The sequence below is a fragment of the Nonomuraea sp. B12E4 genome (assembly GCF_039871825.1).
In the GTDB taxonomy this organism is placed as follows: Bacteria; Actinomycetota; Actinomycetes; order Streptosporangiales; family Streptosporangiaceae; genus Nonomuraea.
Genome location: NZ_JBDPME010000014.1, coordinates 76,167 through 102,239, shown reverse-complemented (window position 1 = coordinate 102,239; position 26,073 = coordinate 76,167). Strand labels below are relative to the sequence as shown.

General features: G+C 70.7%; 27 protein-coding genes and 2 pseudogenes. 11 read left to right on the top strand and 18 right to left on the bottom strand.

Features of this window, described 5'->3' with window-relative positions; genetic code table 11:
* Positions 1 to 5 precede the first annotated feature (5 nt).
* The 4 genes from ABGB18_RS28620 to ABGB18_RS28605 are packed head-to-tail and all read left to right on the top strand — an operon-like array spanning position 6 to position 3,661.
* On the top strand, positions 6 to 980 hold the full coding sequence (locus ABGB18_RS28620) for a DUF6282 family protein (RefSeq protein WP_347698716.1): 975 nt from the start codon (positions 6 to 8) through the stop codon (positions 978 to 980).
* A 39-nt stretch (positions 981 to 1,019) separates the two neighbouring features.
* Complete coding sequence (locus tag ABGB18_RS28615) at positions 1,020 to 1,787, top strand: ABC transporter ATP-binding protein (protein ID WP_347698715.1); 768 nt, start codon at positions 1,020 to 1,022, stop codon at positions 1,785 to 1,787.
* Positions 1,784 to 2,614 carry an ABC transporter permease gene (locus ABGB18_RS28610; RefSeq protein ID WP_347698714.1) on the top strand — a complete coding sequence of 277 codons (831 nt, stop codon included), beginning with the start codon at positions 1,784 to 1,786 and terminating at the stop codon, positions 2,612 to 2,614. The genes ABGB18_RS28615 and ABGB18_RS28610 overlap by 4 nt, the downstream gene beginning before the upstream one ends.
* Positions 2,615 to 3,661: an ABC transporter substrate-binding protein gene (locus ABGB18_RS28605; protein ID WP_347698713.1), complete on the top strand. Its 1,047-nt coding sequence runs from the start codon at positions 2,615 to 2,617 to the stop codon at positions 3,659 to 3,661.
* Positions 3,662 to 3,788: 127 nt separating this feature from the next.
* Here ABGB18_RS28605 and ABGB18_RS28600 read toward each other — a convergent pair whose 3' ends face one another.
* The gene (locus tag ABGB18_RS28600; RefSeq protein ID WP_347698712.1) at positions 3,789 to 4,694 is read right to left on the bottom strand and encodes a serine hydrolase; all 906 of its coding nucleotides are present in this window, start codon (positions 4,692 to 4,694) and stop codon (positions 3,789 to 3,791) included.
* A 188-nt stretch (positions 4,695 to 4,882) separates the two neighbouring features.
* Here ABGB18_RS28600 and ABGB18_RS28595 point away from each other — a divergent pair, with 188 nt between their 5' ends.
* Both ABGB18_RS28595 and ABGB18_RS28590 read left to right on the top strand, forming a co-directional pair.
* Complete coding sequence (locus ABGB18_RS28595) at positions 4,883 to 5,194, top strand: hypothetical protein (protein ID WP_347698711.1); 312 nt, start codon at positions 4,883 to 4,885, stop codon at positions 5,192 to 5,194.
* A 41-nt stretch (positions 5,195 to 5,235) separates the two neighbouring features.
* The gene (locus ABGB18_RS28590) at positions 5,236 to 5,679 is read left to right on the top strand and encodes a GNAT family N-acetyltransferase (protein WP_347698710.1); all 444 of its coding nucleotides are present in this window, start codon (positions 5,236 to 5,238) and stop codon (positions 5,677 to 5,679) included.
* A gap of 55 nt (positions 5,680 to 5,734) precedes the next feature.
* Here the strand turns inward: ABGB18_RS28590 and ABGB18_RS28585 are convergent, their stop codons facing one another.
* The 7 genes and pseudogenes from ABGB18_RS28585 to ABGB18_RS28555 form a co-directional block, all read right to left on the bottom strand.
* Positions 5,735 to 7,393 carry an RICIN domain-containing protein gene (locus tag ABGB18_RS28585; RefSeq protein WP_347698837.1) on the bottom strand — a complete coding sequence of 553 codons (1,659 nt, stop codon included), beginning with the start codon at positions 7,391 to 7,393 and terminating at the stop codon, positions 5,735 to 5,737.
* The gene (locus ABGB18_RS28580) at positions 7,288 to 8,070 is read right to left on the bottom strand and encodes a dihydrodipicolinate synthase family protein (RefSeq protein ID WP_347698709.1); all 783 of its coding nucleotides are present in this window, start codon (positions 8,068 to 8,070) and stop codon (positions 7,288 to 7,290) included. Before ABGB18_RS28580 ends, ABGB18_RS28585 begins: the two co-directional genes overlap by 106 nt.
* Positions 8,071 to 8,125: 55 nt before the next feature.
* Positions 8,126 to 8,482, bottom strand: a pseudogene (locus tag ABGB18_RS28575) (tripartite tricarboxylate transporter permease); the annotation flags it as partial.
* A complete protein-coding gene (locus ABGB18_RS28570) occupies positions 8,442 to 8,864 on the bottom strand; it encodes a tripartite tricarboxylate transporter permease (RefSeq protein ID WP_347698708.1) in 423 nt (140 codons plus the stop codon). The pseudogene ABGB18_RS28575 and the gene ABGB18_RS28570, both read right to left, overlap by 41 nt.
* Before the next feature lie 26 nt (positions 8,865 to 8,890).
* Positions 8,891 to 9,220: a hypothetical protein gene (locus tag ABGB18_RS28565; RefSeq protein ID WP_347698707.1), complete on the bottom strand. Its 330-nt coding sequence runs from the start codon at positions 9,218 to 9,220 to the stop codon at positions 8,891 to 8,893.
* A 433-nt stretch (positions 9,221 to 9,653) separates the two neighbouring features.
* Entirely contained in the window at positions 9,654 to 10,055 is a 402-nt protein-coding gene (locus ABGB18_RS28560) for a hypothetical protein (RefSeq protein WP_347698706.1), read from the bottom strand.
* Between the two features lie 142 nt (positions 10,056 to 10,197).
* Positions 10,198 to 10,875: a BTAD domain-containing putative transcriptional regulator gene (locus tag ABGB18_RS28555; protein WP_347698705.1), complete on the bottom strand. Its 678-nt coding sequence runs from the start codon at positions 10,873 to 10,875 to the stop codon at positions 10,198 to 10,200.
* Between the two features lie 391 nt (positions 10,876 to 11,266).
* On the opposite strand from ABGB18_RS28555, the gene ABGB18_RS28550 reads away from it, so the two are divergent.
* The gene (locus ABGB18_RS28550; protein WP_347698704.1) at positions 11,267 to 13,603 is read left to right on the top strand and encodes an ExeM/NucH family extracellular endonuclease; all 2,337 of its coding nucleotides are present in this window, start codon (positions 11,267 to 11,269) and stop codon (positions 13,601 to 13,603) included.
* Between the two features lie 40 nt (positions 13,604 to 13,643).
* Here ABGB18_RS28550 and ABGB18_RS28545 read toward each other — a convergent pair whose 3' ends face one another.
* Positions 13,644 to 14,900, bottom strand: coding sequence for a Zn-dependent hydrolase (locus tag ABGB18_RS28545; protein ID WP_347698703.1), 1,257 nt, complete (start codon positions 14,898 to 14,900; stop codon positions 13,644 to 13,646).
* A 130-nt stretch (positions 14,901 to 15,030) separates the two neighbouring features.
* On the opposite strand from ABGB18_RS28545, the gene ABGB18_RS28540 reads away from it, so the two are divergent.
* Positions 15,031 to 16,536 carry a helicase HerA-like domain-containing protein gene (locus ABGB18_RS28540; protein WP_347698702.1) on the top strand — a complete coding sequence of 502 codons (1,506 nt, stop codon included), beginning with the start codon at positions 15,031 to 15,033 and terminating at the stop codon, positions 16,534 to 16,536.
* A gap of 1 nt (position 16,537) precedes the next feature.
* Here the strand turns inward: ABGB18_RS28540 and ABGB18_RS28535 are convergent, their stop codons facing one another.
* From ABGB18_RS28535 to ABGB18_RS28520, 4 genes are all read right to left on the bottom strand, one after another.
* Complete coding sequence (locus ABGB18_RS28535) at positions 16,538 to 18,265, bottom strand: serine hydrolase (protein WP_347698701.1); 1,728 nt, start codon at positions 18,263 to 18,265, stop codon at positions 16,538 to 16,540.
* Positions 18,265 to 19,563: a DUF1343 domain-containing protein gene (locus ABGB18_RS28530; RefSeq protein WP_347698700.1), complete on the bottom strand. Its 1,299-nt coding sequence runs from the start codon at positions 19,561 to 19,563 to the stop codon at positions 18,265 to 18,267. Before ABGB18_RS28530 ends, ABGB18_RS28535 begins: the two co-directional genes overlap by 1 nt.
* Positions 19,564 to 19,575: 12 nt before the next feature.
* Positions 19,576 to 21,402: a glycoside hydrolase family 3 protein gene (locus tag ABGB18_RS28525; RefSeq protein WP_347698699.1), complete on the bottom strand. Its 1,827-nt coding sequence runs from the start codon at positions 21,400 to 21,402 to the stop codon at positions 19,576 to 19,578.
* Positions 21,403 to 21,470: 68 nt separating this feature from the next.
* Complete coding sequence (locus ABGB18_RS28520) at positions 21,471 to 21,605, bottom strand: hypothetical protein (protein WP_347698698.1); 135 nt, start codon at positions 21,603 to 21,605, stop codon at positions 21,471 to 21,473.
* 108 nt (positions 21,606 to 21,713) lie between these two features.
* Here ABGB18_RS28520 and ABGB18_RS28515 point away from each other — a divergent pair.
* Positions 21,714 to 21,875 (top strand): annotated as a pseudogene (locus ABGB18_RS28515) (sigma factor); the annotation flags it as partial.
* A gap of 24 nt (positions 21,876 to 21,899) precedes the next feature.
* On the opposite strand, the gene ABGB18_RS28510 reads toward ABGB18_RS28515, so the two are convergent.
* From ABGB18_RS28510 to ABGB18_RS28500, 3 genes are all read right to left on the bottom strand, one after another.
* Positions 21,900 to 22,289, bottom strand: a complete 390-nt coding sequence (locus tag ABGB18_RS28510; protein WP_347698697.1) for an STAS domain-containing protein — start codon at positions 22,287 to 22,289, stop codon at positions 21,900 to 21,902.
* 304 nt (positions 22,290 to 22,593) lie between these two features.
* A complete protein-coding gene (locus ABGB18_RS28505; RefSeq protein WP_347698696.1) occupies positions 22,594 to 23,481 on the bottom strand; it encodes a diacylglycerol kinase family protein in 888 nt (295 codons plus the stop codon).
* Between the two features lie 29 nt (positions 23,482 to 23,510).
* Positions 23,511 to 23,651, bottom strand: coding sequence for a hypothetical protein (locus ABGB18_RS28500; RefSeq protein ID WP_347698695.1), 141 nt, complete (start codon positions 23,649 to 23,651; stop codon positions 23,511 to 23,513).
* Between the two features lie 40 nt (positions 23,652 to 23,691).
* Here ABGB18_RS28500 and ABGB18_RS28495 point away from each other — a divergent pair, with 40 nt between their 5' ends.
* The gene (locus ABGB18_RS28495) at positions 23,692 to 24,336 is read left to right on the top strand and encodes a phosphatase PAP2 family protein (RefSeq protein ID WP_347698694.1); all 645 of its coding nucleotides are present in this window, start codon (positions 23,692 to 23,694) and stop codon (positions 24,334 to 24,336) included.
* Positions 24,337 to 24,373: 37 nt separating this feature from the next.
* Here the strand turns inward: ABGB18_RS28495 and ABGB18_RS28490 are convergent, their stop codons facing one another.
* Positions 24,374 to 25,165 carry a DUF1206 domain-containing protein gene (locus ABGB18_RS28490; RefSeq protein WP_347698693.1) on the bottom strand — a complete coding sequence of 264 codons (792 nt, stop codon included), beginning with the start codon at positions 25,163 to 25,165 and terminating at the stop codon, positions 24,374 to 24,376.
* 152 nt (positions 25,166 to 25,317) lie between these two features.
* On the opposite strand from ABGB18_RS28490, the gene ABGB18_RS28485 reads away from it, so the two are divergent.
* On the top strand, positions 25,318 to 25,638 hold the full coding sequence (locus tag ABGB18_RS28485; protein ID WP_347698692.1) for a plasmid stabilization protein: 321 nt from the start codon (positions 25,318 to 25,320) through the stop codon (positions 25,636 to 25,638).
* Positions 25,639 to 25,650: 12 nt separating this feature from the next.
* On the opposite strand, the gene ABGB18_RS28480 is transcribed toward ABGB18_RS28485, so the two are convergent.
* On the bottom strand, positions 25,651 to 26,055 hold the full coding sequence (locus tag ABGB18_RS28480; RefSeq protein ID WP_347698691.1) for a hypothetical protein: 405 nt from the start codon (positions 26,053 to 26,055) through the stop codon (positions 25,651 to 25,653).
* Positions 26,056 to 26,073: the final 18 nt, after the last annotated feature.

The window sequence follows — 26,073 nt, the reverse complement described above, 5'->3', positions numbered from 1 at the left end:
CGGTCATGCCCGGCCATCCGACACCGTCCCGCCGGAGCCGTGAGCTCGTCGCGGGCGCGTACGACATCCATGTCCACGTCGCGCCCGACGTGATGCGGCGGCGCATCGACGACCTGACCCTCGCGCCGCGGTTCGCCGAAGTCGGGCTCGCCGGATTCGTGCTCAAGTCCCACTACGTCCCCACGGCCGAGCGCGCGGCGGTGGTGCGCGCGGCCGTTCCCGGGTTCGGCGCGGTGGGGGCGATCACCCTGAACGGGTCGGTCGGCGGTATGAACCCGATCGCGGTCGAGGTGGCCGCGCGGGGCGGCGCGCGAGTCGTCTGGCTGCCCACGGTGGACAGTCTCAACCAGCGCGAATGCACCGCCGGCGACCCCGAGGGCGCCCGCCCTCCGATGTGGGCGCGACTGCAGGAGGAGTTGCGGGCCGAGGGCATCGCGGCGGATCCGATCCACGTCGTGGGCGCGGACGGCGCCGTGCTCGAACGTACCCGGCAGGTGCTGAAGGTGATCGCCAAGCACGACCTGACCCTGGCCACCGGCCATCTCGGCGCGGCGGAGATCGAGACGGTGGTGGACGCGGCCGTCGAGGAGGGCGTACGCCGGATCGTGGTCACGCATCCGGAGTTCACCTCGCAGCGGGTCGCGCCCGAGGCGCAGCGGCGGCTGGCCGCCAAGGGCGCGCTGCTCGAACGCTGCTTCACCACCCCCTACACCGGAAAGATCACCTGGGAGACGTGGCTGGCCAACATCGAGGCGGCCGGCCCCCGGCACTCGGTGCTCTCCAGCGACCTCGGCCAGCCGTTCAACCCCCCGGTGGAGGACGGCCTGGCGCTGCTCGCCGACCGGCTCCTCGCCGAGGGCTTCAGCGAGGAGGACGTACGGGTCATGGCGGTGCGCAACTCGCGGTGGCTGGCCGGCGCCGACGATCATCGCCCGGGCATGGCCGAGGGGGCGGGACATGAGAGGCCGGCGCGAACCTGAACACGGGAGCCCCGGGACGGCTTCGGCGGAGGAGGCCCCGTGGGCGCGATTCTGCGATTAGAGGCGCTGTCCAAGCAGTTCGTCAAGGACGACGTGGGGATCGTGGCGCTGCGCGACTTCACGCTGGAGGTCGAGGAGGGCAGCTTCGTCACCGTGCTGGGCCGCAGCGGCTGCGGCAAGTCGACGGTGCTCAACCTGCTCGCCGGACTGATCCCGCCCACCTCCGGCGCGGTCCTCTACCGGGATGAACCGGTCTCCGGCCCGCGCCCTGAGATCGGCTACCTCACCCAGAGCGACACACTCATGCCGTGGCGGGACGTGCGGCGCAACATCGAGCTGCCCATGGAGATCAAGGGTGTGCCGGTACGGCTGCGCCGCGAGCGCGCGGCCGAGCTCATCGACCGGGTTGGGCTGCGGGGGTTCGGGCGGCACTATCCGAGGGAGCTGTCCGGCGGGATGCGGCGCCGGGTCAGCCTGGCCAGGATGCTGGTCGGCGACCCGGAGACGCTGCTGCTCGACGAGCCCTTCGGCGCGCTGGACGCGCAACTGCGTACCGACCTGCAGGCCGAGCTGCTGCGGTTGTGGCACGGCAGCGGGCAGACGGTGGTGTTCGTGACGCACGACATCGAAGAGGCCCTGCTGCTGGGGGACCGCGTCGTGGTGCTCGGGCGGCTCGGCCGCGTGGTGCTGGACAGGCGGATCGGCCTCCCGCGGCCACGCGCCGCCCATGACATGCGCGTCGATCCCGGTTTCGTCTCCCTGCACAAGGAGATGACGGCGGCGCTGGCCGAGGGGGCCACCCGATGAGCCGGCCGGCGCCCGCCGGGTCCCCGGAGACCGTGCCCCTGAGGCGCGGCTGGTGGGATCGGCGGGGCACCGCGACCACCGTGGCCCTGGCCCGCCTGCTGCTGGTGGTGGCGCTGCTGTCCACCTGGGAGTGGTCCGCCGGCCGGTGGTTCGACCTCACCTTCACCAGCCGGCCGAGCGCGATCTGGGCCAGGCTGCTCGAATGGCACCAGGACGGCGTCCTGTGGGCGAACACCTGGGTGACCCTGCAGGAGATCGTCCTCGGTTTCGTGCTGGGCGGGGCCGCCGGTGCCGTCGCGGGTTTCCCGCTCGCCTCCGCACCCAGGCTCTACCGGGTGCTGGACCCGTTCATCATGGCGTTGTACTCGATCCCGAAGGTCGCGCTGGCGCCGCTGTTCATCGTCTGGTTCGGCATCGGCACGAACATGAAGGTGCTGCTGGCCGCGGCCACCGTGTTCTTCCTGGTGTTCCTGAACACGGCGGCGGGCGTGCGCGAGGTCGATCGGGGGCTGATCGACGCCGTGCGCCTGATGGGCGGAGGCCGGCGCGACCTCTTCCTGAAGGTCGTCCTGCCGTCGTCGATGACCGGCCTGCTCACCGGGCTCAAGGTCGCCGTGCCGTACGCGCTGATCGGCGCCGTGATCGGAGAGCTGGTGGCGTCGAACCGGGGTCTGGGTTACCTGATCAATGACGCGGCCGCGAAGTTCGACACAGCCGGGGTGTTCGCCACGCTCGTGGTGCTCAGCGTGATCGCCGCACTGCTGAACCTGGTGGTCGGCGTGTTCGACCGGTGGGTCAGCAAATGGAAGCCCTTGGAGGCGGCGTAGATGAGATGGCGTGACCTGGGCCGTGTTCGGTGGTGGCGTGCGGTGGCGGTGCTGTCCGCCCTGGTGGTGGCGGTGACCGGCTGCGCCGGGCAGGCACCGACGGCGGCGGCGCCGAGCGTCCTGAACGTCGGCCAGATCAGTAACTCGATCGCGTTCTTCCCGCTGTTCATCGCCGAGAAGAACGGCTACTTCAAGCAGGAGGGGGTCACGCTCGGCGAGCGCCCGCGCCTCGGCACGGGAGCGAAGGTCGCCGCCGCGCTGAAGGCGGGCAGCATTGACCTGGGCGCCGGGGTGATGACCGATGCGCTCAACCTGGCGGGCATCGACACCGGGACCCGTCTCACGGCCAATCTGGTCGACAAGTACTACGTCGACATCGTGGTGAGCGGGAAGCCCGGCTGGCCGGCGGACTCCGCGCCGCTGGAGGAGCGGATTCGCGCGCTGCGCGGCAAGAAGATCGGCATCACCGGTCCCGGCAGCGGCACCGAGGCGCTGGTCACCTTCCTGTTCGCCAGGGCCGGCCTCCGGCCGCAGACCGACGCGGAGCTCGTCAACCTGGGTGCGACCGCCTCGGCGGCCCTCGGGGCGCTGAAGGCGGGCCGGGTCGACGCGCTGTCCTTCTTCCAGCCGATCGCCCAGCAGGCCGAGGCGGCGGGAATCGGCAGGAACTACATCTCCCCGGTACGCGGTGACGTCCCGCAGCTCTCCGGCGTGGCCCACGGGGTCGTGTTCACCACCCAGGCGACCCTGGACCGGAAGGCCAAGGAGGTCGCCGCCTTCCAGCGGGCCGTGGGACGGGCGCAACGCCTGATCCATGAGCAGCCCGGGGAGGTCAGGCCCCTGCTCGCCGAGTACCTGGAGGGCACCGACCCGGCGGCGCTCGCCAAGCTGCCTCCCCTCATGGGCGAGGAGATCCCGAAGGAGATCGGCTTCACCCGGGCCTCCTATGACGCGGCCATCGAGTTCCACCGGGCGACCGGGCTGGTCAAGCGTTTCCCGGCGTACGAGGAGATCGTCCCGGAGAACCTGCGGATCAGCGGGCCCTGACGGCGGCCGTCGCGCGGGGCTGGCGTCCCCGCGCCGCGCTCCCGCCCGACACCGTGCTCCGCAGTCACAGGAGCAGCGCGGGCAGCTTCGCCCGCTGGTCGGCGCGGCGGGGGAGTTCCAGCCGCGGTCACCTCTGCCGGGCGAGGGCGTCGGTGACGAGCCGGCTCACCCGCTCCACCGCCCGCACGCCGGCGCTCATCGAGCCGTGGCGGTGCGAGATGACGGCGATCAGGTACGTGTGCCCCCGGTCCCGCACCCGTCCGATGCTGTTGACCGTCCACCGCCCCCCGTGTCGCTCGCGGGGCAGCCAGCCGTTCTTCAGCGCGACGTCCGCGCCCTTGTGCCCGGACGCGCTGACGCCCCAGTCCTGATCCGGCGACACGCCGCCCATCAGCCCCAGCACGTACCGGCGGTTCTTCGCCGAGAGCGGGCTGCCGGGCGAGGTGAGCGCGGTCAGTAATCGGACCTGGTCGGCGGCGCTGGTGGTGGTCGCGCCCCATGCCCCGCCCGGGTCGGGCCGCGTCTCGCGCAGCCCGAACTTTTTGTTCGCGGCGGCCAGCCCGGAGGCGCCGCCGATCGCCGACCAGAGCGCCGTGGCGGCGGCGTTGTCGCTGACGAGGATGGCCCGCGCCGCCGTCCGCTGCTCCGCGGTGGTCAGGCCGCGCCCCTGGCGCTGGACCCTGAGCAGCAGCGCCATCACGAGGTCCACCTTGATGATGCTGGCCGTGGCCGTCCTGAGCCCGCGGTTGTAGGAGTAGGAGGTTCCGGTCGCCAGGTCCCGCACCGCGACCGCCACCTGACCGGGGACCTCGTCCAGATAGTGGTCGAGGACCCGGTTGAGCGGTTTGCCGAAGGAGTACGTCCCCGTGTCGCCGGGTTTCGCCCCCGGCTGTGCCGCGGATTGGATCGTTCCGGCCTCGGCCGTCAGTTGTCCGACCCCGGTGGCCGCCAGCGCCAGGACGGCCGTGGCGAGCACGCGCGCCGCCCCCCGTTTCGCCCCTGGCCGGGCAGGCTCGCGCCTTCCGATCTCCATGTATCCCCCTCGCGCCCACCGCCCCCGGGGCGCTTCTCCTGGTGAGGGTCTCGGCCCGTCCCGGCGCCGGGACCACCCCCATCGGTCCTCGGCCCTCGAATGCCGCTCCCTGGATGTTCGCTCGACAACCTTTCACCGTGGTTGCGAATGACTGGGCTGTTGATCCCTTTTGGGGGACTATGGAGTGTGTGATCGTGCGTACCTGGCGGGGCTGGACCCGCTCATCACAGACGTCCGACTACGAGCAGTACCTCCTGCGGACGGGATTCCAGGGATATATCGGCACTCCGGGGAACCTGGGCGCCTATTTCACGCGGCGGGAGGCCGAGGGCGACAGGACCGAGTTCTTCCTGATCACGCACTGGGAGTCGTGGGAGGCGATCAAGGCGTTCGCGGGGGACGACCCCACCCAGGCGGTGTTCTATCCCTCCGACGACGAGTTCCTCGTGGACAGGGAGACCACGGTGGAGCACTACGAGGTGTTCGCGAGCAGCACCTAGGCCCGCATGCGTCCAAAGCCATGGGCGATACGATCGCTATCATGGCGGATTGGGAGCTTCGTCAGGCTTTGGCGTCGGACGTCGAGGCGGTGGCCGAGTTGCGGGCCGTGGTGCTGAAGGCGGATCTCGAACGGCTCGGGCGTTACGACCCGCACCGGGTGCGGCAGCGCTTCCGGGACGCGTTCGTGCCTGCCCACGCCTGGATGATCGAGGTGGGCGGTGCCATGGCCGGCTGCGTGGCGCTGCGCCCGGCCGCTGACGCCTACTGGCTGGAGCACTTCTACCTGGCCCCGGAGTCGCAGGGCCGGGGCATCGGCTCCGCCGTGCTGGGCAGCCTGCTGGAACGGTGCGACCGCGAGGACGCCGTCACCCGGCTCAACGTGCTGCAAGGCAGCCCGGCCCGCCGGCTGTACGAACGGCACGGGTTCACGGCCGAGTGCGAGGACAAGGTGGACGTGTTCATGATCCGCACCCCGCTCGGCTGACAGCACACGTCTCCGGGCCGCCGGCGACCCGCAGGCCGCGACGGCCCGGGCCGGCTTACTTGATCTTCCACTGCTGGCTGGTGAGCGTGGGTGTCTTGCAGTCGAACTGCTGCAGTTTCGCGGTCGGGTTCAGGGTCAGGCACTGGTTGCTGTGCCGGAAGATGATCCGGTAATAGCCGTCCGCCGCCGGTTCGAGGCGGAACTGCCGGCCGGCGCCGTCGGCCTCGGCGGCGCAGTCCGACTGGACGACCAGCGCCCTGAGCGTGACGTCGAGGTCGCCGACGCCGAGGCACTTGCCGCTGTTCTTGGCGACGAGCCGGACGAATCCGTCAGTCGTGGGCCGCAGCGTGAAGCGCTGGTCGGTCGCCGTCGTGGAGCAGGTGGTCGTGCCGGCCACGGTCCCGTTCGCGGTGCCCGGCGCCTGCACGCAGTTCCCGGTGCCGAGGAGCTGCAACTGCCGCTCACCCGTCGGCGCCGGCACCGCGGCGGGCCGTGTGTAGCCGCGCACCATCGCGATGGCCGGGTCCGGATCGGGCGCGCGCACCTGGTGCATGCACGCGTCCTCCGGTTTCGTTCTGGGGTTCGGGCTGTACGTCCAGATCATCACGCCGCTCACCCCCGACTGGAAGTAGCCGTCGAACTCCTTCTTGAACATCGCCGACCGTTGCGCCGTCGTGATAGGGCACCCGGGACCGGCGACGATGCCCGTCTCGCCGACGATGATCGGCTTCTCCAGCTTGTGGAGCTGCGACAGCGTGGGCGCGAGGTGCCGGGATATGACCTGGTCGGAGTGGTCCTGGTCGTACTCGTGCAGGCTGCCCACGTCGATGTGCGGCCCGTCGTGCAGCAGGCCGAAGTTGGTCGCGTTGCCCGTGCCCTCGGTGAACTCCGCCATGGTGCCGCTCTCCACCAGGTGGAAGGGGTCGCGGTCCTTGATGTACTTGGCGGTGGCGTCGAGGAACTGCTTGATCATGTCGGTGGTGACGCCGGTGGTCTTGTGCCCCGGCTCGTTGATGATCTCCCACATGCCGATGGCGTCAGAGTTCTTGTACCGCTTCACCACCTTGTCCACCCACGCCCAGTACGCACCCTGGTAGCCCCCTTGGTACCAGGCTTCGTCCTTGGCGATCTCGCCGCAGTCGGTCCCCTGATTGGCCAGCGACAGGATCAGCTTCTGCTTGTTCTCGTGGGCCCGCTCGACGATGAGGTCCAGCTCGTCCACCCCGAAGGACGCGAACGCCCAGGTACGGGTCATCGACGCGGGCGGCAGCCCCTCGAAGTACGCGTCCAGCTCCGCCCGCGTCCACGGCTCGTTGGTCGCGCACCCCGTCATGCCGAAGGCGTTGAAACCGACGAAGTGGTACGGGTCGCCGTCGAGCATCAGATCCCTGCCCGACCGGTAGACGAACCCGGTCGGCGGCGTCGGCGACGCGGTCGGCCTGCGCGGCAAGGGCCTCCTCGTCGGCAGCGGCTTGGTGATCCTCGGCCGGGGAGTCATGGAGGACCACGTGGTCGGGGAGGGCGCGGGACTCGCCGCCGCGCGGGGCCGCCGGGTGGAGGGCGACGCCGGGCTTCTCACCGGGGTCACCTGCGCGGCCGCCGGCCCGCTCACCTGCGCGGCCGCCGTGGCGGGCGCCGCGCCGGACAGCCCGGTGACGAGCAGCCCGGCCACCATGCACAACGCCGAGCCGGGAGCCCCCAGCCGGGCGAACATCTTGGACAAGGTCTCTCCTGCGCACAGGCCCGGGAGGGCGGACCCCCGCCCTCCCCGGCCTGTGAAGTAATTGATGTTGCTGTGACCGTTAGACGGTAGGGCAAATCAGCATTTTCGGCCTTGATTTTCCGCGACAGGAGCCGAGCAGCGCGTGCCAGGCTCCTGACTCGGCCGTCGCGCCGGGGCCCGGCACCACTCGGCGCAGCACCGGCCTCGTCGGCCACCTTCTGGAGCAGGGCCCGTGCCGCCGTGCCGCCGTCGGCGACGGTCCGGGCCAGCCCGCCGAACACCTCGGGGAAGGCGACGGACAGGCCGGACACCACGCCGGTGCCGCCCTGTTCGGCCACCGCCGCGAGCCGTACGTCGTTGCCCGAATAGACCTCGAAGGGCGCCGTCGCCAGGGCGACGTGCGAGGCCACGTCGCCGGAGGCGGCGCCGGAGAGCTTCACACCGGCCAGGCCCGGCAGCGCGGCCAGTTGCTCCGGCGAGACGTCGGTGTTGGTGCGATCGGGATAGAGGTAGGCGTAGAGCCCGGCGGTTCCCGCCGCGTCACGGATCCGCGCGAAACAGTCGCCTACGACCAGCGCCGGGAACTCCCCGGTGGTGCCGCCGATGAACAGGCCGTCCACGGTGCGGTTGACGGCCCGGAACAGCTCCCTGGCGCCGCCCGGCCGCACCGCCCACCTGGGCGTTGTTCGCCGTGTCGGCCGCCGCGAGCCCCTCCAGCGATCCCTTGCCGAACTCCTCGGGATGCCGGGACGAGCGCCTGGCCTGCGTCCAGGACACCAGGCCCGCGATGTCGCCGCCGGCGGCGGGCATGACCCCGACGACCACGCCGACGCCGCTGCCGATGGCGATCGGCTTGCGGATCCCGCGCCGCTCCTCCCGGGTGGGCGTCCAGCGGCCCATCTGGGTGATGACGGTGCTCTCACCCCGGCGGTGGGTCAGCATCTGCTCGAAGACCTCGGCGATGCCGAAGAGGCCGATGATCACGGCGATGAAGGGCAGGCCGGAGGTGAGCGCCTCCACCCCGAACGTCAGCCGCGGGTCACCGGTGATCGGGTCGAGCCCGACGACGCCGAGGAGCAGGCCGGCCAGCCCGGCGAACAGGCCCTTGACCAGTTGCCCCCTCCGCGACGCTGACCATCATGGTGAGGCCGAAGACCGCCAGCGCGAACATCTCGGCCGGGCCGAACCGCAGCGCCACGCTCGCCAGCGGAGTGGCCGCGACCATGAACAGGATGATTCCGGCGAGCCCGCCCACCAGCGAGCCGACCGCGGAGACGGTCAGCGCGAGCACGCCCATGCAACCGGTCAGGACGATGGGCCAGGCGGCCGGCCCGATGTCATGACTGCGCACCGCCGACTCGATGCCCCACGACGATCCCAGGGCGGCCACCGCGAGGACGAGCGCCCCGGCCCCGATCAGAATCTCCCGTACGGGCGCCGCGCCTCGCTTCGATCCCGTCATCCTCATCACGCTCGAACCGCGCCCGCTCACGAGCCGGCGGGCCGGAGGACATCGGCGAAGCGCGTGAACTCCCGCTCGGCGAAGGACGTGAACTCCTCCGCGCCGTGATAGGTCGGCACCGCCCCCGCCTTGGTGAGCCTCCGCGTGAAGCCCGGCGACTGGGCGGCCTTGGCCACGGCGTCGCGCAGGCGCCGCGTGACCGGTTGCGGCAGTCCGGCGGGCGCGCCCCCGTCGAAGGGCACCGGCTTGAAGCCGACCCCGGCCTGCTTGCCGAGCAGCGTGGTCGCGGCCTCCCAGATGGAGCCGGGACCGGAGTTGGCGACGCTGACCTCCGCCCCGCCGGCGGCGGCGTGCACGATGAGATGGAGGTCTTTCGACGGATATTTCTCGGCCTCGGCGGAGGCGGTGGGAGCGCGGTCGCCGGCACAGGCCGACGAGGCGATCAGACAGCCGGTCCTCGACGAGGTGGGTGCCGGGCGCCAGCCGGCCCGTGATGACGAGGTAACGCAGCCGCCTCACCACTTCCTCACCGAGGGTCGCGGCCTGGGGCAAGGACGTTATCTCGTACATGGCAGCGCGTTTCGTTAACGGTCAACGGATATCGGTTAGCCGAATTAAACCGCGTAACGGACACGTGTCAATGGGCTGGAGCGGGGCCCGCCGCCGGTGCTCGGGAGGACTTTTACGGCTTGGACGCACTACACACGCGACACCCGGCCGCCGTTCGGCAGCCGGATGACACGTGCGTACAAGCGGGGCCCCAGACCGCAGCGGAATGGGCCCAGTCCGCTACTGCGGGGCGCCCTGGGCGCCCGGTTTCGGCATGGTGCCCGCGGGCCGCGTGCAGCTGTGGAAGCCGGCGTTGTAACCTTCGGTGAAGCCGCGCTTGAAGTCACCGCCACCGGTGTACTGCAGGTCATGGGCGCGGTTGGCCTTGCAGTCGGCTCGGCCGTCGTTGAACCCGGCGTTGTGGCCCCTGTTGTACTGCTGCTCCCTGGCCTGCTGCTTCTCCTTGGCTTTCTTCTTCTTCTTGGGTGGCGCGGCGACGATCGGCGCGCTGTCCTGCGCATCGGTCATGCTCGTGCGAGTGAAGTCCTGAGCAGCGGAAGCAGGCGTACCTGCGACCGGTCCGACGAAGAACGCGGTGATCAGCGCTGGGCCAGCCAGCACCACAACCGGGTTGAAGCGCATGCTGCTCTCCCTCCTGTTCACCGACCCATGCGGAAGGTTCGCATCCTGTCCGCGATGAGCCGGTGTTCGTACCAACAGGTTCAGGAGAGCCCTGTCACCGCGCCGTGATGCCGGCGTGACGGGTGCGTCACCGCGAGCGGAATCACTGATCACGACCCACGTGCAGATCCACGACCAGGTCGCACAAACGAGAGGTCGGACCGATGCCGAGTTCTGCGCGGAGGTTACTCTCATATTCGCGGAAATGGCGCAACGCTTCCACTTGATTACCCTCCGCCAGATATGCCGCAATCAGCGCGGCGCAAGCGCTTTCCCGCAGCGGCTCGGTGTGCGTGGCCACACTTGCCGCGGCCACGGCGTCGGCGAACCGCCCGGCCTTGATGAAATGCGCCGACAACGCCTCCAGCGCGTGCAGCCGTAGCTGGTCCCACTCGTCCGACGCGGCCAGCATCCACTCCTCGTACCAGCCGGGCAGCAGCCCGTCGGACAGCGTCTCGATGGCCTGGGCGTGGACGTCGTCACTCCCGGCGGACGGATCGGGGTCGAGCAGGCGGCGTGCCAGCGACCGGCCCTCCTCGAAGTCCACGCTGGTGCGTGGGTCGAGTCCGATCTCGCTCGAGTCCACCAGCAACATGCGCCGGCCGACCTCGTCCAGGCGGGCCAGCGCGGAACGCAGACTGGCCTGCGCGCGCCGCTCCGGTGCCCCGGGCCACAATGTCGAGGCGACCATGGCGCGGGGGACCGTTCGCCGGCCGATGGCGATGAGCGCCAGCAGGCGTTCCGAGCCACTGGAAACGGTGAGTTGCTCGTCCCCGGCCATCAGCCGGAACCCTCCGAGCAGTATGAGGCGCAACGGACGGTGGCTGCCCTCAACCATTTTCGGGTCCCCTCACTCCGCGGGATCAGCCTCAACGACCGGGCGCAACCCTTCGGTCCTGGATTTACCACAACACCCGCCTTCGCGATACCTGGCGACACGGCATCTTTGCAGGTCAGAGGCGCTATCGAGGGAATCGCCCACAACGTGTACGCGATCGGGCGCCCCGGGTGATCTCCAGGTGGCGCGGCAGGGCTCGGCGGCGGTTCCGCATCGGCCGATGACGACAGATTCGCGGCCTCCGCATGGACAGAAGGTGTCAATATTTCAGATTTCATGATCCGTCCATGCCATATACAAGGTTTTTGCCGTTTGTAGGTTTACGCTCCCCGGCATGCGTGCTAAGTCCCGGATCTTGGCGGTCCTCGTGGCAGCCGGCGTCGTCGCCGGCTCGATCGCCGCCCTCACATCACCCTCCGTGGCCGCAGCGCCCGGAACCGTGGTCATCAGCCAGGTCTACGGCGGAGGGGGCAACTCCGGCGCCCCCCTGACCAACGACTACGTTGAGCTCTTCAACCGGAGTGGCGCTCCCGTGTCGCTGGACGGCTGGTCCGTGCAGTACACCAGCGCCGCCGGCACCGGGAACTTCGGCTCCAACAAGGCCGACCTCACCGGCACCCTCGCCCCGGGCCAGTACCACCTCGTGCAGCTCGCCGCGGGCACCACCCCCAGCGGCGCGCTGCCCCAGCCCGACACCGTCGGGGGCATCAACATGAGCGGCACCGCCGGCAAGGTGGCGCTGGTCCGCTCGGCGGACGGCCTGGCCTGCAACGGCTCCACCACCCCGTGCTCCGGCGACCAGCTCGCGCTGCTCGCCGACCTGGTCGGGTACGGCAGCGCGAACTTCTCCGAGGGTTCGCCCGCCCCCGCGCTCACCAACGCCACCGGCGCGTTCCGCAAGAGCGCAGGCTGCGCCGACACCGACGACAACGGCGCCGACTTCGAGACCGCGGCCCCCGCGCCGCGCAACAGCGCCACCACCGCGGCCCCCTGCGAGGGCGGCGGCGACCCGTCCCCGACGCCCACCCCGACCACGACGCCCGAGGACTGCGACACCGCGCCCACGCACCTGATCTCGCAGGTGCAGGGCAACGGGGAGACGAGCCCGGTCCAGGGCCAGAACGTCCGCGTCGAGGGCGTCGTCACCGGCTCCTTCCAGGGCACCGGCGGGCTCGGCGGCTTCAACCTCCAGGCCGTCAGGCCGGACAGGGACCCGGCGACCTCCGAGGGCCTGTTCGTGTTCTCCGCCACGCCGGTCAAGACCGGTGACCGGGTGCTCGTCTCCGGCAAGGCGATCGAGTACAACGGCCTCACCGAGATCTCCCCGGCCACCGCGGTGAACGTCTGCGGCACCGGCACGGTCAAGCCGACGGAGCTGAAGCTGCCGATCAAGAAGGACACCACCTTCGAGCGCTACGAGGGCATGCTCGTCACCTTCGACGGCGACCTCGCCGTGTCCGAGATCTACAACCTGGGCCGTTACGGCGAGATCACCCTCTCCGGTGGCAGCCGCCTGTGGCAACCGACCGACCGCACGGGCGTCGACACCGAGAAGGACGCGCGGCGCACGATCCTGCTCGACGACGGCTCGAACGCGCAGAACCCGCCCACGCTGCCGTACCACACCAAGGGCTCGAACACCGTCCGGGTCGGCGACGAGGTGCGGGACCTGACCGGCGTCCTCTCCTACGGCTTCGACGTCTATCGCGTCCAGCCGACCGAGCCGGTGGTCCTCACCGCCGCGAACCGCCGCCCGGCCCGCCCGGCGGGGGTCGGTGGCAACCTCCGGGTGGCCAGCCTCAACACCCTCAACTGGTTCACCACGCTCGGCTCCCGGGGCGCCACGACCGCCGCCGAGCGGGACCGCCAGCTCGCCAAGCTGGTCGCCAACATCACGACGCTCAACCCGGCCGTGGCCGGGCTGATGGAGGTCGAGCGCAACGACGACGTGGCGCTCAACGCCCTGGTCGACGCGCTCAACGCCAAGGCCGGCGCCGGTACGTACAAGGCGATCACGCACCCGAACCCGGGCACCGACGCCATCCAGACCGCGCTGATCTACCAGCCGGCCAAGGTGCACCCGAGCGGCGGCCCGCGGTCGTCGTCCGACCCGATCTTCAACCGGCCGCCGCTGGTGCAGACCTTCGGCAAGGCCGACGGGCGGGGCGAGACCTTGACGGTGGTGGTGAACCACTTCAAGTCCAAGGGCTGCACCGACTTCGACGGCCCGGCCACCGGTGACGACGCCGACCAGGGCGACGGGCAGAGCTGCTACAACGCCAAGCGCGTCAAGCAGGCCAAGGCCGTGCTGTCGCTGATCGACGACCTGCGACTGAAGAACGTCCTCGTCCTCGGCGACATCAACGCCTACGGCGAGGAGGACCCGATCCACGCCTTCGAGGAGGCCGGGCTGACCAGCCTGAGCAAGAAGTACGTGGCGAAGGACGACCGCTACAGCTACGTGTTCGACGGCCTGTCCGGCGAGCTCGACCACGCGCTGGCCGACAAGAGCGCGCGCAGGCTGGTGACCGGCGCCACGATCTGGCACGTCAACGCCGACGAGGGCCGGTTCATGGACTACAACACCGAGTACAACCCGCCCTACCTGTACGCCCCCGACCCCTTCCGCTCCTCCGACCACGACCCGCTGCTGGTGGGCCTGAAGCTCTGAGAACGCCCGAGGCCGGGCTCCGCCACGGCGGGACCCGGCCTCACGCTTTCCCGGCCAGGCGCAGGATGGCGTTGGCCAGCACGTCGATGCCGTTGCCGCAGGCCGACGGGCTGGAATACTCGCGGGGCGTGTGGCTGACGCCGCCGTTCTCGCCGGCCACGAAGACCATGGCGGCCGGGCAGATGGCGGCGATCTCCTGGGCGTCGTGCCCGGCGCCGGACATCGCCCGTACGTAGGGCAGGCCCAGCGCGTCGGCGGTCTCCGCGATGACGTCCTGGACGCCCCGGTCGAAGGGGATCACCGCGGTCTTGGCCATGCGCTCCCACGTGGCGGTGACCCGGTGCCGGGCCGCCAGGGCCTCGACGTGCTGGGCCAGGTGCCTCTCGGCGGCCGTCATCCGGGTGTCGTCGGGGTTGCGCAGGTCCACGGTCAGCGTCGCGTCACTGGGGATCACGTTGGTCTGCCCGGGCATGAGCCGGAGGTCGCCGACGGTGCCCCGGAGCTGTCCGTACTCTCCTGAGTCGCACATGCGGCGGATCTCGACGATCACCTCGGCGGCGGCGAGTCCCGCGTCGGCGCGGCTCCCGATGGGGGTGGTGCCCGCGTGCGCGGCCTCGCCGCGCAGGGTGAGCCGCTGCCAGGAGATGGACTGGACCCCGGTGACGATGCCGATGTCGACCCCGGCGGTGGCCAGGATGGGCCCCTGCTCGATGTGGCACTCGATGTAGGCGTGCGGAACGGGCCGGATCTCGGGCGCGTCGCCGTCGAAGCCGATCCGTACCAGCTCCTCCTTGACGGTCGCCCCGCCGGCGTCGGTGAGGTGGTGGGCGTATTCCAGCGTCAGCCGCCCGGCCGTCACCGCCGACCCCAGCATGTCGGTGCCGAAGCGGACGCCCTCCTCCTCGGTGAAGAAGCCGATCTCGATCGGCCGCCGGGTGCGGATGCCCGCCTCGTTCAGCGTCCGCATCACCTCGATGCCGCCGAGGACGCCGAGCGTGCCGTCGAACGCCCCGCCGGTGGCCACGGTGTCGATGTGGCTGCCCATCAGCACGCACGGCAGCCCGGGCTCCTCGCCGGCCCGCTCGCCGTAGACGTTGCCGATGCGGTCGACGCGAACCCTCAGCCCGGCCTGTCTCATCCACGACATCACCAGCCGGCGGGCCTCGGCGTCCTCGTCGGTGAGGGCGAGCCGCCTGACGCCGCGCAGCCCGGTGGCCTCGTCGTCGTAGCCGCCGATCTCCTTGAGCTCCATGAGGTCGCGCCAGAGGCGCTCGCGGTTGATGCGGATCTCGGTCACAAGGTCGTCCCTTCGGTGGACACGCGCAATTGTGACAGGTTCCTCCCTCGGGGTAACTACCTGTGCAGAGCAGCCGCTCGGCGGTCCCGCCTCGGGGGTGGGCGGCACGTCGGGCGGCGGGGGAGAGACGATGCAGGGGTACGACGTCACGGGACCGGCGCTGCGGCTCGGGGCCCTGGTACGGGAGGACGGCACCGCCGATCCCGAGGAGCAGATCCGGATCGCCCTGAGCATGCTCAACCGGCACGGCCTGGTGGCGGGGGCCACCGGCACGGGCAAGACGAAGACCCTCCAGCTCATGGCGGAGCAGCTTTCCGCCCAGGGCGTCCCGGTCTTCCTCGCCGACATCAAGGGCGACCTGTCGGGCCTCGCCTCGCCCGGCGCGCCCTCCGAACGCGTCAACCGGCGGGCCACCGAGATCGGGCAGGCGTGGCAGCCGACGGCCTGCCCGGCGGAGTTCCTCTCCCTGGGCGGTCAGGGGGAGGGCGTCCCGATCCGCGCCACCATGACCGCCTTCGGCCCGACCCTGCTCGCCAAGGTGCTCGGGCTCAACGAGACGCAGGAGTCGTCGCTCGGGCTGATCTTCTACTTCGCCGACAAGCACGGGCTGCCACTGCTGGACCTCAAGGACCTGATCGCGGTCATCCGCTACCTGACCGCCACGCCGGAGGCGCTGAGCGGGATCGGCGGGCTGTCGGCGGCGACGGCCGGGGTCATCCTCCGCGCGCTGACCAACTTCGAGGCCCAGGGGGCGGAGGCGTTCTTCGGCGAGCCGGAGTTCGACGTGCGCGACCTGCTCCGCGTGACGGCGGACGGGCAGGGGGCGATCTCCGTTCTGGAGCTGCCCGCCGTGCAGGACCGGCCGCGGCTCTTCTCGACCTTCCTCATGTGGCTGCTCGCCGATCTCTTCCAGGTGCTGCCAGAGGTGGGCGATGCCGACAAGCCGAAGCTGGTGTTCTTCTTCGACGAGGCGCACCTGCTGTTCAACGACGCGTCCAAGGCGTTCCTGCAGTCGATCGTCCAGACCGTACGGCTGATCCGGTCGAAGGGCGTGGGCGTCTTCTTCGTCACCCAGTCGCCGGACGACGTGCCCGCCGGCGTGCTGGCCCAGCTCGGCGCCCGGGTGCAGCACGCCCAGCGCGCCTTCACCCCGCAGGACGCCAAGGCGCTCAAGGCCACCGTCTCCACCTTCCCCAAGTCCTCCTACGACCTGGAGCGGCTGCTCACCGAGCTCGGCATCGGCGAGGCGGTCGTCACGGTCCTGTCGGAGACGGGCGCGCCGACCCCCGTGGCCTGGACGCGGCTGCGCGCCCCGCAGTCGCTCATGGCGCCCTCAGGCCCGGACGTGATCCAGCGGATCATCGCCGCCTCGCCGCTCCGGCAGAAGTACGGCACGGCGGTCGACCGCCAGTCGGCGTACGAGCTCCTGACGGCCAAGCTGGCCGCCGAGCAGCAGGCCGAGGCTCCGGAGCCGGCCACCCGCGAGCCCTCGGCCGGGCCGGACCGGAGGCAGACCGTGCTGGAGAGCGTGCTGGAGTCCAAAGAGCTCCGCTCCTTCGCGCGGTCGGCCGCCTCCGCCCTCGGGCGGGAGATCACCAGGTCCATCTTCGGCACCGCCCGCCGCGGCCGGCGCTGAGTCAGTGCGGGGATCGGGTCCAGCCGTCGGCGGCGAACAGGGCGGCGTCGCGCGGGCTCCGGTCGTCGAAGCGCACGCCGGGGCCGCTGATCCGCACCTCGTCCACGTAGACGCCGCGGCCCTGGTAGAGGGCGTCGCTCGCGTACCGCCACCGTAGCCCGGTGGTCCCGGCGGTGAGCTGTGCCCGCGCGCGCAGCCACTGGCGACCCTGGAAACCCGAGAACGTGCCGTCCGACGACCAGCGGTGATGACCGGCGCTCAGCTCCATCGGCACCGGGCTCCAGGTGGCGCCGCCGTCGGTGCTGGCCTCCAGGGATCCGAGATCGGAGTTCGCCTCCGTGTCGTACCAGAGCGCGAAGGAGAGCCGCCCGCCCCGGGGTGTGCCGACCGGCAGCGTGAGCGTCGCCGTCCGGGCGTCCCCGACCCCGGAGAACCAGGCGTCCCGTCCCTCGGCCGGCCGCACCGGAAGGGCCAGCGCCAGGTCGCGGGCGACCGCCCGGCGGGCCGGGTTGTTGGAGCCCCAGTCCCGGCTGGGGTGCACCCGGTTGGTCAGCAGGATCACGAACGAGCCGGACAGCGGGTCGATGACGAACGACGTCCCGGTGTAACCGGTGTGGCCGCCGGTCACCGGTGAGGAGAGCCCGTCCATGTACCACATCTGGTCGAGCTCGAAGCCGAGGCCGTGTGAGTTGCCGGGGAAGGCGGTGTTGAAGTTCGTCAGCAGCAGCCGTACCGAGTCCTTCGACAGGACGCGCGCCCGGCCGTAGTGACCGCCGTTGAGCAGCGTCTGGGCCAGCACGGCCAGGTCGTGGGCCGTGGAGAAGACCCCGGCGTGGCCGGCGACGCCGCCGAGCGACCAGGCGTTCTCGTCGTGTACCTGGCCCCAGACCATGCCGCGGTCGGGCTCCGTCGTGGTCTGGAACTCGGTGGCGGCGATGCGCGGTCTGAGCGCCGGGTCCGGGTTGTACCCGGTGTCGCGCATCCCGAGCGGCCCGGTCAGGCCCTCCGCGACGACCGCGTCGAGCCGCTTGCCGGTCACCCGCTCCACGATCACGCCGAGCGTGATCAGGTTGAGATCGGAATAGACGTAGACCGTGTCGGGCGGGCTCGCCGGCACGACGTTCCACACGGCGGCGTAGCGCGCCTCCAGGGTCGGGGCGGTGTGCAGCGGGATCCACGACGGCAGCCCGGAGGTGTGGGTGAGCAGGTGCCGGACCGTGATCCCGCCCTTGCCGCTCGCCCCGAACTCCGGGATGTAGGTGGTCACCGGGACGTCGAGCCCGATCCGGCCGCGCTCGATCTGCTGCACGGCCACGATCGACGTGAACAGCTTGGACACCGACGCCAGGTCGAAGATCGTGTCCCGGCGCATCGGGATCTGCTGCTCCGGCGGCAGCTCGACCGGCGTGGAGTCGGCGTAGCGCACCGCCTCGCCCATCGCCTCGTGGGTGGCGATCACACCGTCCCGCCCGGCGATCACGACCGCTCCCGGGTAGAGCGGCCGGGTCGGCGAGGGCCGCATGAACGCGGCGGCGTCGGGCGCGATCCGGTCCACGTACTCCGGGAGCAGGCCCGCCAGGCGGGCCGGGCCGTAGCGCAGCTCCTTGTCGGCGAAGCGCACGTCGGCGGCGGTGACGGTCGGCGGCCCGGTCACGGCCGCCGCAGCGGGCACTGAGGCCGCCATGGCGAGCGCCGCCGCGATCAGGACGACGAGAAACGGACGCGCCACTAGTTCCCCCCGCGGTAGATCAGGTGCCGCCGGCGCTTGTCGGCGAACTCCTTGAGCGGGCCCGCCCAGCCGCGCTCGACCTCGTCCAGGCCCTTGCCGGCGTCGATGTCGGTCCGGACCTGGGTCGAGCCGGTCAGCTTGTCGATCCAGTACGGCCGCGCCGGGTCGTAGGAGTCGTAACGCCAGGCGAAGTCGCCCGGGTAGACCCGCTTGGCCGTGACGAGCATCGCGACGCCCGTCTTGACCGGATCGAACGCCTCCCGGTCCGTGACGTAGAGCTGGACCCCGGCGCACAGCGTGTTCACGTGCTTGGAGAACGTCGGCGTGAAGTAGGCCGGCCGGAACGCGGCGCCGGGCAGCTCCAGCTCGTTGAGCGCGTCGGCCCACCGGTGGTCCACGTACGGGGCGCCGATGAGCTCGAAGGGCCGGGTCGTGCCCCGTCCCTCCGACAGGTTGGTGCCCTCGAACATGCCGGTGCCCGGGTAGACGATCGCGGTGTCCACGGTCGGCATGTTCGGCGACGGCAGGACCCAGGGCAGGCCGGAGTCCTCGTAGACCTGGTCCCGCTTCCAGCCGCGCATCTCCACGACCGTCAGGTCGACCTGCCCGCCCAGGAACTCGGCGTCGAACAGCCTCGCCAGCTCGCCCACGGTCATGCCGTGCGCCTGGGAGATCGCCTCCCGGCCGACGAATGTGGAGAACTGCGGCGTCATGATGGGCCCGTAGGCCCGGCGGCCGCTGATCGGATTCGGCCGGTCGAGGACCACGAACCGCTTGCCGGCCAGCACCGCGGCCTGCATGGAGTCGAACATCGACCAGATGTAGGTGTAGAAGCGGGCGCCCGCGTCCTGGATGTCGAACATGATCGTGTCCACGCCCGACCTGGTGAAGATGTCGGCCAGCGCCTGCCCGCTCTTCTGGTAGGCGTCGTAGACCGGCAGCCCGGTCTGCTCGTCCACGTAGAACCCTTCGGAGCCGCCCGCCTGGGCCGCGCCGCGGAACCCGTGCTCGGGGCCGAACACCGCGGTGAGCTCGATCGCGTCGCTGGCGGCCATCACGTCGACCTCGTGGCGGAGGTCCGGCAGGATGCCGGTGGGGTTGGTCACGATGCCGACCTTCTGGCCCCGTACCAGCTCGTAGTCGTCGGACATCAGGACCTGGACGCCGGTCTGCAGCGTCCGATGCCGCGAACGGTCGTCGAGGGAGGGGATGCCCATGCCTGTCCCGGCCACGGCGACAGCCGCGGTGGACAGGATGGACCGCCGGGAGAGGAAGTGGCCCATCAGGTGCTGCTCCATCCTGGGGGAGAGTCAGTATCTCAGGCTGTGTCCGTAGGGGTAGAGCACCGAGCCGTCGGCGGCCGGGATCGTGACCGGCAGTTTGCCCTTCGGTTTGGCCAGGCCGAACAGCACCCGCGCGGTGGCCTCCATCGCCGGCTTCTCCCACGAGTACGTCGCGAGGTACGTCGACGCTCCGGGGAGACCGGCGATGTCGTACGGGTTCCGGGCGGCGACGACGGCGACGGGCTTGCCGGTGGCGAGCAGCGCGTTGACGAGGTTGCGCTGGGCGGCCGAGCCGGCGGCGTTGACCGTGGTGACCACGACCGCGTCGCTGGAGTCGGCCCTGGCCACGGCGGCGTCGATGGTGGCCGCGCCGGGGGCGGTGCCCGTCTCGAACAGCTCGGTGGTGGCGCCGAGATCGCTGATGGCCCGGGCCAGCCGCTCGGCCGGCGGGATCTTGACCGACGGCGGCGTGACGTTGCGGTAGCCGGTCACCAGCACCCGCTGCCGGGTGTTCCTCAGCGGCAGCACGCCGTTGTCGTTCCGGACGAGCGTCACGCTGTGCTCGGCGACCGTGCGGGCGAGCGCCTCGTGCGCGCGGGTGCCGACGCGGTCGGGCACCTTGCGCTCGTCCACCTGCTGGTCACCGTGGAAGAAGCCGCGCTTCCGCTTCAGGAGCAGGATCCGGTGGACGGACTCGTCGATGCGCTCCTCGGTCAGCTCACCCGAGCGGACGGCGTCGAGCACGGCGTTGTAGGCGACCTCGAGGGAGAGCGTGCTCGTCGTGTCGTCGACCATCATCAGCATGTCGACGCCGGCCTTGAGCGCGAGCACCGGGATGCGGTCGTCACCGTACTTGTCGCGTACGCCCTGCATGGACAGCGAGTCTGTGACCACCACGCCGTCGTAGCCGAGCTCGTCGCGGAGCAGCCCGGTCATGATCTCCGGGTCGAGCGTGGCGGGGTCGCAGCCCTCCTGGGTGACCACGTCGCAGTCGCTCTGCAGGTACGGCATGATGACGTGCGCCGTCATGATCATGTCGGCGCCCGCGGCGATGCCGGCCCGGAACGGGGGCGCGTCGATCCGCTCCCACTCCTCCTTCGTGTGGAAGATCCACGGCACGCTGTCGTGGCTGTCGTTGATCGTGTCGCCGTGGCCGGGGAAGTGCTTGACGGAGGCCGAGACGCCGCCCTGCTGCAGGCCGCGGACGGAGGCGCGGGTCAGGTCCGACACGAGACCGGGGTCCTCCCCGAACGAGCGCACGCCGATCACCGGGTTGCCCGGGTCGATGTTGACGTCGGCGACCGGAGCGTAGTTCTGGTTGATGCCGATCGCGGCCAGCTCCTGGCCGGTGGCCTTCCCCGCGGCCAGCGCCTGGGCCGCGCTGCGGGTGGCCCCGAGCGCCATCTGCCCGGGGAAGGCGGTGAACGGCTCGTCGAGCCGGTAGACGGCCCCGTGCTCCTGGTCGGTGGCGATCAGGAGCGGGATCCCGGCCGGCTGCGCCAGCGCCGCCCGCTGCAGGTCGTTGGACAGCCCCGCCGTCCTGACCGGGTCGTTGAGGTTGTTGGACCAGCGGAAATAGAGGATCGCGCCGAGCTTGTACCTGGCGATGAGGTCGTCGCCGTTCCTGATGTCCGGTCCGTACATGGTCTGGTTGGCGGCCACGTCCGCGGGGCTGGTCGTGTCGCCGCTCTCCCCGTAGACGTTCGCCGCGAAGAGCTGTCCGACCTTCTCCTCAAGGCTCATGCTCGCGATCTTTTTACGGATCCAGCGATCGACCCCGTCGTCTGCCTGCACGGCCGGCGTCGCCCCGAGAACCGTCGCCGCCACCAGCACCAATAATCGCGGATAACGCATCTTGTCCTCCCAGTCCTCGCATGCCGGTAAATTTTCGTGCAAGGCGGACTGCCACCCGAAAGTTACTTTCATCCCTCCGGATGGTCAACGCTTTCGCGGCGGAAACCTCGCGGTCGCGGGCAGCCCTCCCGCAGCCCCAGCGCGTCGGCCGTGCTCTCCAGCGCGGCGAGGTGATCGTCCACGGAGCCCAGGCCCGCGTTCATGGTGTTGACGGAGAGGTGTGTGGCGCCGGCCTCCCGCGAGGCGGCGGCGAAGAAAACTCAGGAACGGCTGTCATCCGGTTCCGGGACCCCGGCGAGTAGTCATCGGTGATGAATGGATTCGCTGAGTATGCGACAGCCCGGTCGGGGCGCCTGCGCCGTACCGCCTACCTGCTCACGGGTGACTGGGGCATGGCCGAGGACCTGGTGCAGACCACGCTGGCCAAGGCCTGGCAGGCGTGGCGGCGGGCAGCCGCCGACCTCGGGAGCAGGCCCGGGGGATGGGGGTGCGGGGATCTACGACGGGAGCTGACGGGACTCCGCGGCGATCGGTTCGGGCTTCGACGCCTCGTCAATCGCCTCGGTGACGCTGGAATGGGCGCGCAGAATGGTGTCCACCTTCGTCGCGGAAAGGAGCCTGGCGGGCTCGCCCCGCGGATTCCCGAGCTGCACGTGGGCGCCCTCGCGACTGGTGAGATGATAAGTATCCAGCAGGACGCGAAGGCCGGAACTGTCCATGAAACTGGGCTCGGTCAGATCCAGCACCAGTTGTTCGCCGGAAGCTCGGCGCGCGTCCTTGATATAACTCTCAAGCGCCTCGTTGTTGGTGCCGTCGAGCTCTCCGGCGATCGTGACGACCGTGATTCCGGGCAGGTGGCGGTGGTGGAGCAGTAAATCTGACATCATCTCATCGTTTCGTCGGAATGCTCACCGGGACCGCTGGGAAACGAATCCGCCAGCCTTTCTTGCTTTCTGGAATTCGCCCAGGGATGCTCGCACGGTCACCGCGTTCGCGCGTTATGCGCGTATGTCGTCCCGCTGCCCCTGAAAATCGTCGCCAAACGCGACACCCCGCCGGAAAAGAGCGCGCCGAGTTTTCCGGAGCCGCCGGGCACCATGGCCACCGCCTCGACCTCGACGAGAATCTCCGGTGCCGCGAGCGCGCTGACCCCGCCCCCGGAGAGGAAGACCAGCTCCGCCCGGGCCGGGCTCAGGACCCCTCGTCCGGCAGGCAGATCGTGAGCGCGCCCGGCACGACCGCGGCCTCGATGCGGCTGGTGGCCTCGCGTTCGCCGCCGTCGAGCTCGTACGTCAGCGGCGCGCCGAACCGGGCGGACACCTGCCTCGCCCGCGTGATCCGCACGAAGGGCGACTCGTCGGAGCGTCCGGTGGCCATCCTGCCGATCACCCGGGCCCACTGGATCGGCCCCTGGGCGGTGGAGACCCCGACGTCCAGCCAGCCGTCGTCCGGCCGGGCGTCGTCGAACGCCTCCACACCGCCGGCGATCGTGCTGACGTTGCCCAGCAGCAGGCAGCTCGCCTCCCCGTCGAACCAGGGTGTCCCGTCGAGGTCGACCCGCATCGGCACCAGCGGCCCGCCGGCTTGACGTACGGCCGCCCTGACGTAGCTCAGCTTGCCCAACCGCCGCTTGGCCTGCCCGCCGACATCGGCGATCATCTCGGCCTCGAACCCGGCCCCGGCCATCACCGCGAAGTGCTCGCCGTTGAGCACCCCCAGATCCAGCTTGGCGCGCCGCCCGTGGAAGCCGATCCGCACGGCCTCCTCCAGGTCGGCGGGGATGCCGACGTTGGCGGCGAACAGGTTCGCGGTGCCCGCGGGGAGCACGGCCATCGGCACCCCGGAGCCGGCCAGCTCGTCGGCGCACCGTTGCACCGTGCCGTCACCGCCCCACACGAAAACCAGGTCGGGGCCCTGGTCGAGCGCCTTGCGGAGTTTCTTGGGCGCCTTCCTGCTCTTGGACACCTCGTACCAGAGCAGATCGCCGACGTCCTGTTCGGTGATGAGGGCGCGTAGCCTGTCCAGGCCTGCGCCGAGCGTCTTCTTGCGGTGCGCGACGACCGCCACGGTGGGGGACATGCCGTCAGGGCTACCCGTGGCGGCGGTCTTCAGCCGCATCCGGCGAGGAACGCCACCGCGCTGCCGGCAAGGCCGCCGACCTCGCTCGCGGATCGCCGGGAAGCCGGCGCAGGAATCAAGACCGCCTTCTGGGGTAGCCAGGACGCGGTGAAGGCGGCGACGAGCAGCAAAGAGCACCTCAGGTACTACGCGTCCACGATCTTATTGCCGATGCTCCTCATGGCCGGGGTGACGTACGGCGCGGGCCGGCTGATCCTCGCCTGGCCGACCGGTGAAGCGGCCATGAGCCGGGCCCTGGCCACGGACCGGACCTCCCTGTGGAACACGCTCACAGACTTCGGCAGCAGCCTGTCGGACACCCCGTACATCGTGGCGCTCACCGCCGCGGCGGCGATCGTCCTCCGGCTCGTGTTACGGCACTGGCGCGAATCGATCTTCCTCGTCGCGGCCGTCTGGAGCCAGTCGCTCGTCTTCCTGGCCACCACCGAAGCCGTCGGACGGCACCGGCCGCCGGTGGGCCACCTCGACCCGGCCCCGCCCACCTCCAGCTTCCCTTCCGGGCACGTCAGCGCCGCCGTCGCGTTCTACTGCGGGATGGCGCTCGTCCTGACCGCGCACGTGCGAAGCGGGGCGCTCCGGGCGGTGATCTGGGTGCTCGGCGGCGCCGCGCCGCTCGCGGTGGGCTTCTCCCGTCTCTATCGCGGCATGCACTTCTTCACCGACGTCCTCTGGGGGCTGCTGCTCGGCACCGCCTGCGTCGTGATGGCCGCCCGGGCGATCCTCTACCGGCGCAGGTCCCGGCCCTCGGAAACCCCCGGCCGGTCCCGGGCGTCAGAAGCCCCCGGAACGGCGTAGCCGGGGCGGGCGGCCGTCCGGGCGGCGGCGTACTGTCTCATGTGCGTCTCCAGCGGGCCTCTCCCAGGCAGTAACCGCCGAACAGCACCAGCCCGAGCGCCACCACCGCCAGCAGCCAGGGGCCGGCCGGGGTGTCGGCGAAGGTCCTCAGCGTCGCGTCGATGCCCCCGGCCTTGCCGGGGTCGAACGTGATGGCCGCCTGGATCACGAAGACCCCGGCCAGCATGACGATCAGCCCGCGGGCGAGGTAACCCGCCACCCCGAGCCGATCCATCACCGCGCGGGCGCGCGGCGGCATCGGCCGCAGCTCCTTGCGGAACTCCTTCTTGATCCCCTGCCACATCCCGTAGACGCCGAGCACGGCGATGCCGAGTCCGGCCACGCCCACGATGAGCTGCCCGGCGGGCAGCGCCAGCAACTCCGCCGTCAGGTCACGGGACTTCTCGTCGTCGGACCCGGACTTGCCGGACAGCAGCAGGGTCAGCAGGGCGAAGCAGACGACTCCGTAGACCACGGCGCGGCCCGCCGCCTCCAGCCTTTCGATGGGTTTGAGATGGCCGAAGACCGCTTCGGACGCCTGCCACACGATCAGGGCGGCAAAACCCGCCGTCATGACCCACAAGAGGACGGACCCGAACGGCAGCGCCGCGACCGTACCGATCGCGCCGCTCTTGTCGGCCTCCTGCCCGCCGCCGCCGAACGCGATCTGGATCGCCAGCACGCCGATCAGCCCGTAGAGGACGCCCCGGCAGACCAGCCCGACCCGTGCCAGCCGGTCCATCGCCGGGCTCTTCACCGCCCGGCGGGCCGCAATTCCAGCCTCGCTCATGGAGTCTCCTCAAATCCATTCAAAGACTCCCGCACTGCCCCGGAATCCCGGCCCTAGGCATTCACCCGGCTCGACCAGCGCACGTCCGTTTGTTTCGTGGTCTCCGTCGGGGTAGGGGGCGCCTCGTACCACAGTTCTCACGAGGGGGAAATATGCCTCGCGGATCGAGCCGCAAGCGGGAACGGCAATACGAGCACATCAAGGACAGTGCCAGGAAGCGGGGCGAGGGCGCCAAACGCGCGACCGAGATCGCCGCCCGCACGGTGAACAAGGAACGGGCCAGGGCAGGCGAATCGCGGACCGCGAGCCGCACGTCCACCAAGGACATGTCGTCGAGCCGCCGCGGCGGGCTCCGCTCGCATGCCGGCGCGGGCGGCCGTACGAGGGACCAGCTGTACGCGGAGGCCAAGCGCCGCGACATCAAGGGCCGTTCGAAGATGAGCAAGGCTCAGCTCGAGAAGGCCCTCGGCTGAGCCGGTGCCCTCTCAGTCGGCGACGAAGCGGGTCTGGTCGGCCTGCTCGCGCTGGCGCCGCAGCTCGTACGTGCCCGGCGCGATGCCGGTGTAGGCGTGCTCGGGGTGCGCGAGGAAGGCGGTCGCCCCCTCCGCGACCGTCAGCACGCCGAGCACCAGGCCGTCGAAGCGCTGCTCCGCGGCGAAGTACGCCTTGCCGGTGGCGAGCAGCAGGTGGGTGTTGGCCTCGGCCTGACCGCGGACGACGGGGACGCCGGCCTCGGGTATCGGGGTACGGGCCGGCTCCCTGTTGACCGGTACGACGGCGACGTCGCCCTGGAACTGCAGGCCGGACAGGATGGGGATCTCGGCCTGGCGGTCGAGGTGCTCGTCGACGGTGACGCCGAAGGTGGCGATGGCCTGTTCGAGGGTGGGCATCTTCTCAGGGCTCCTTTG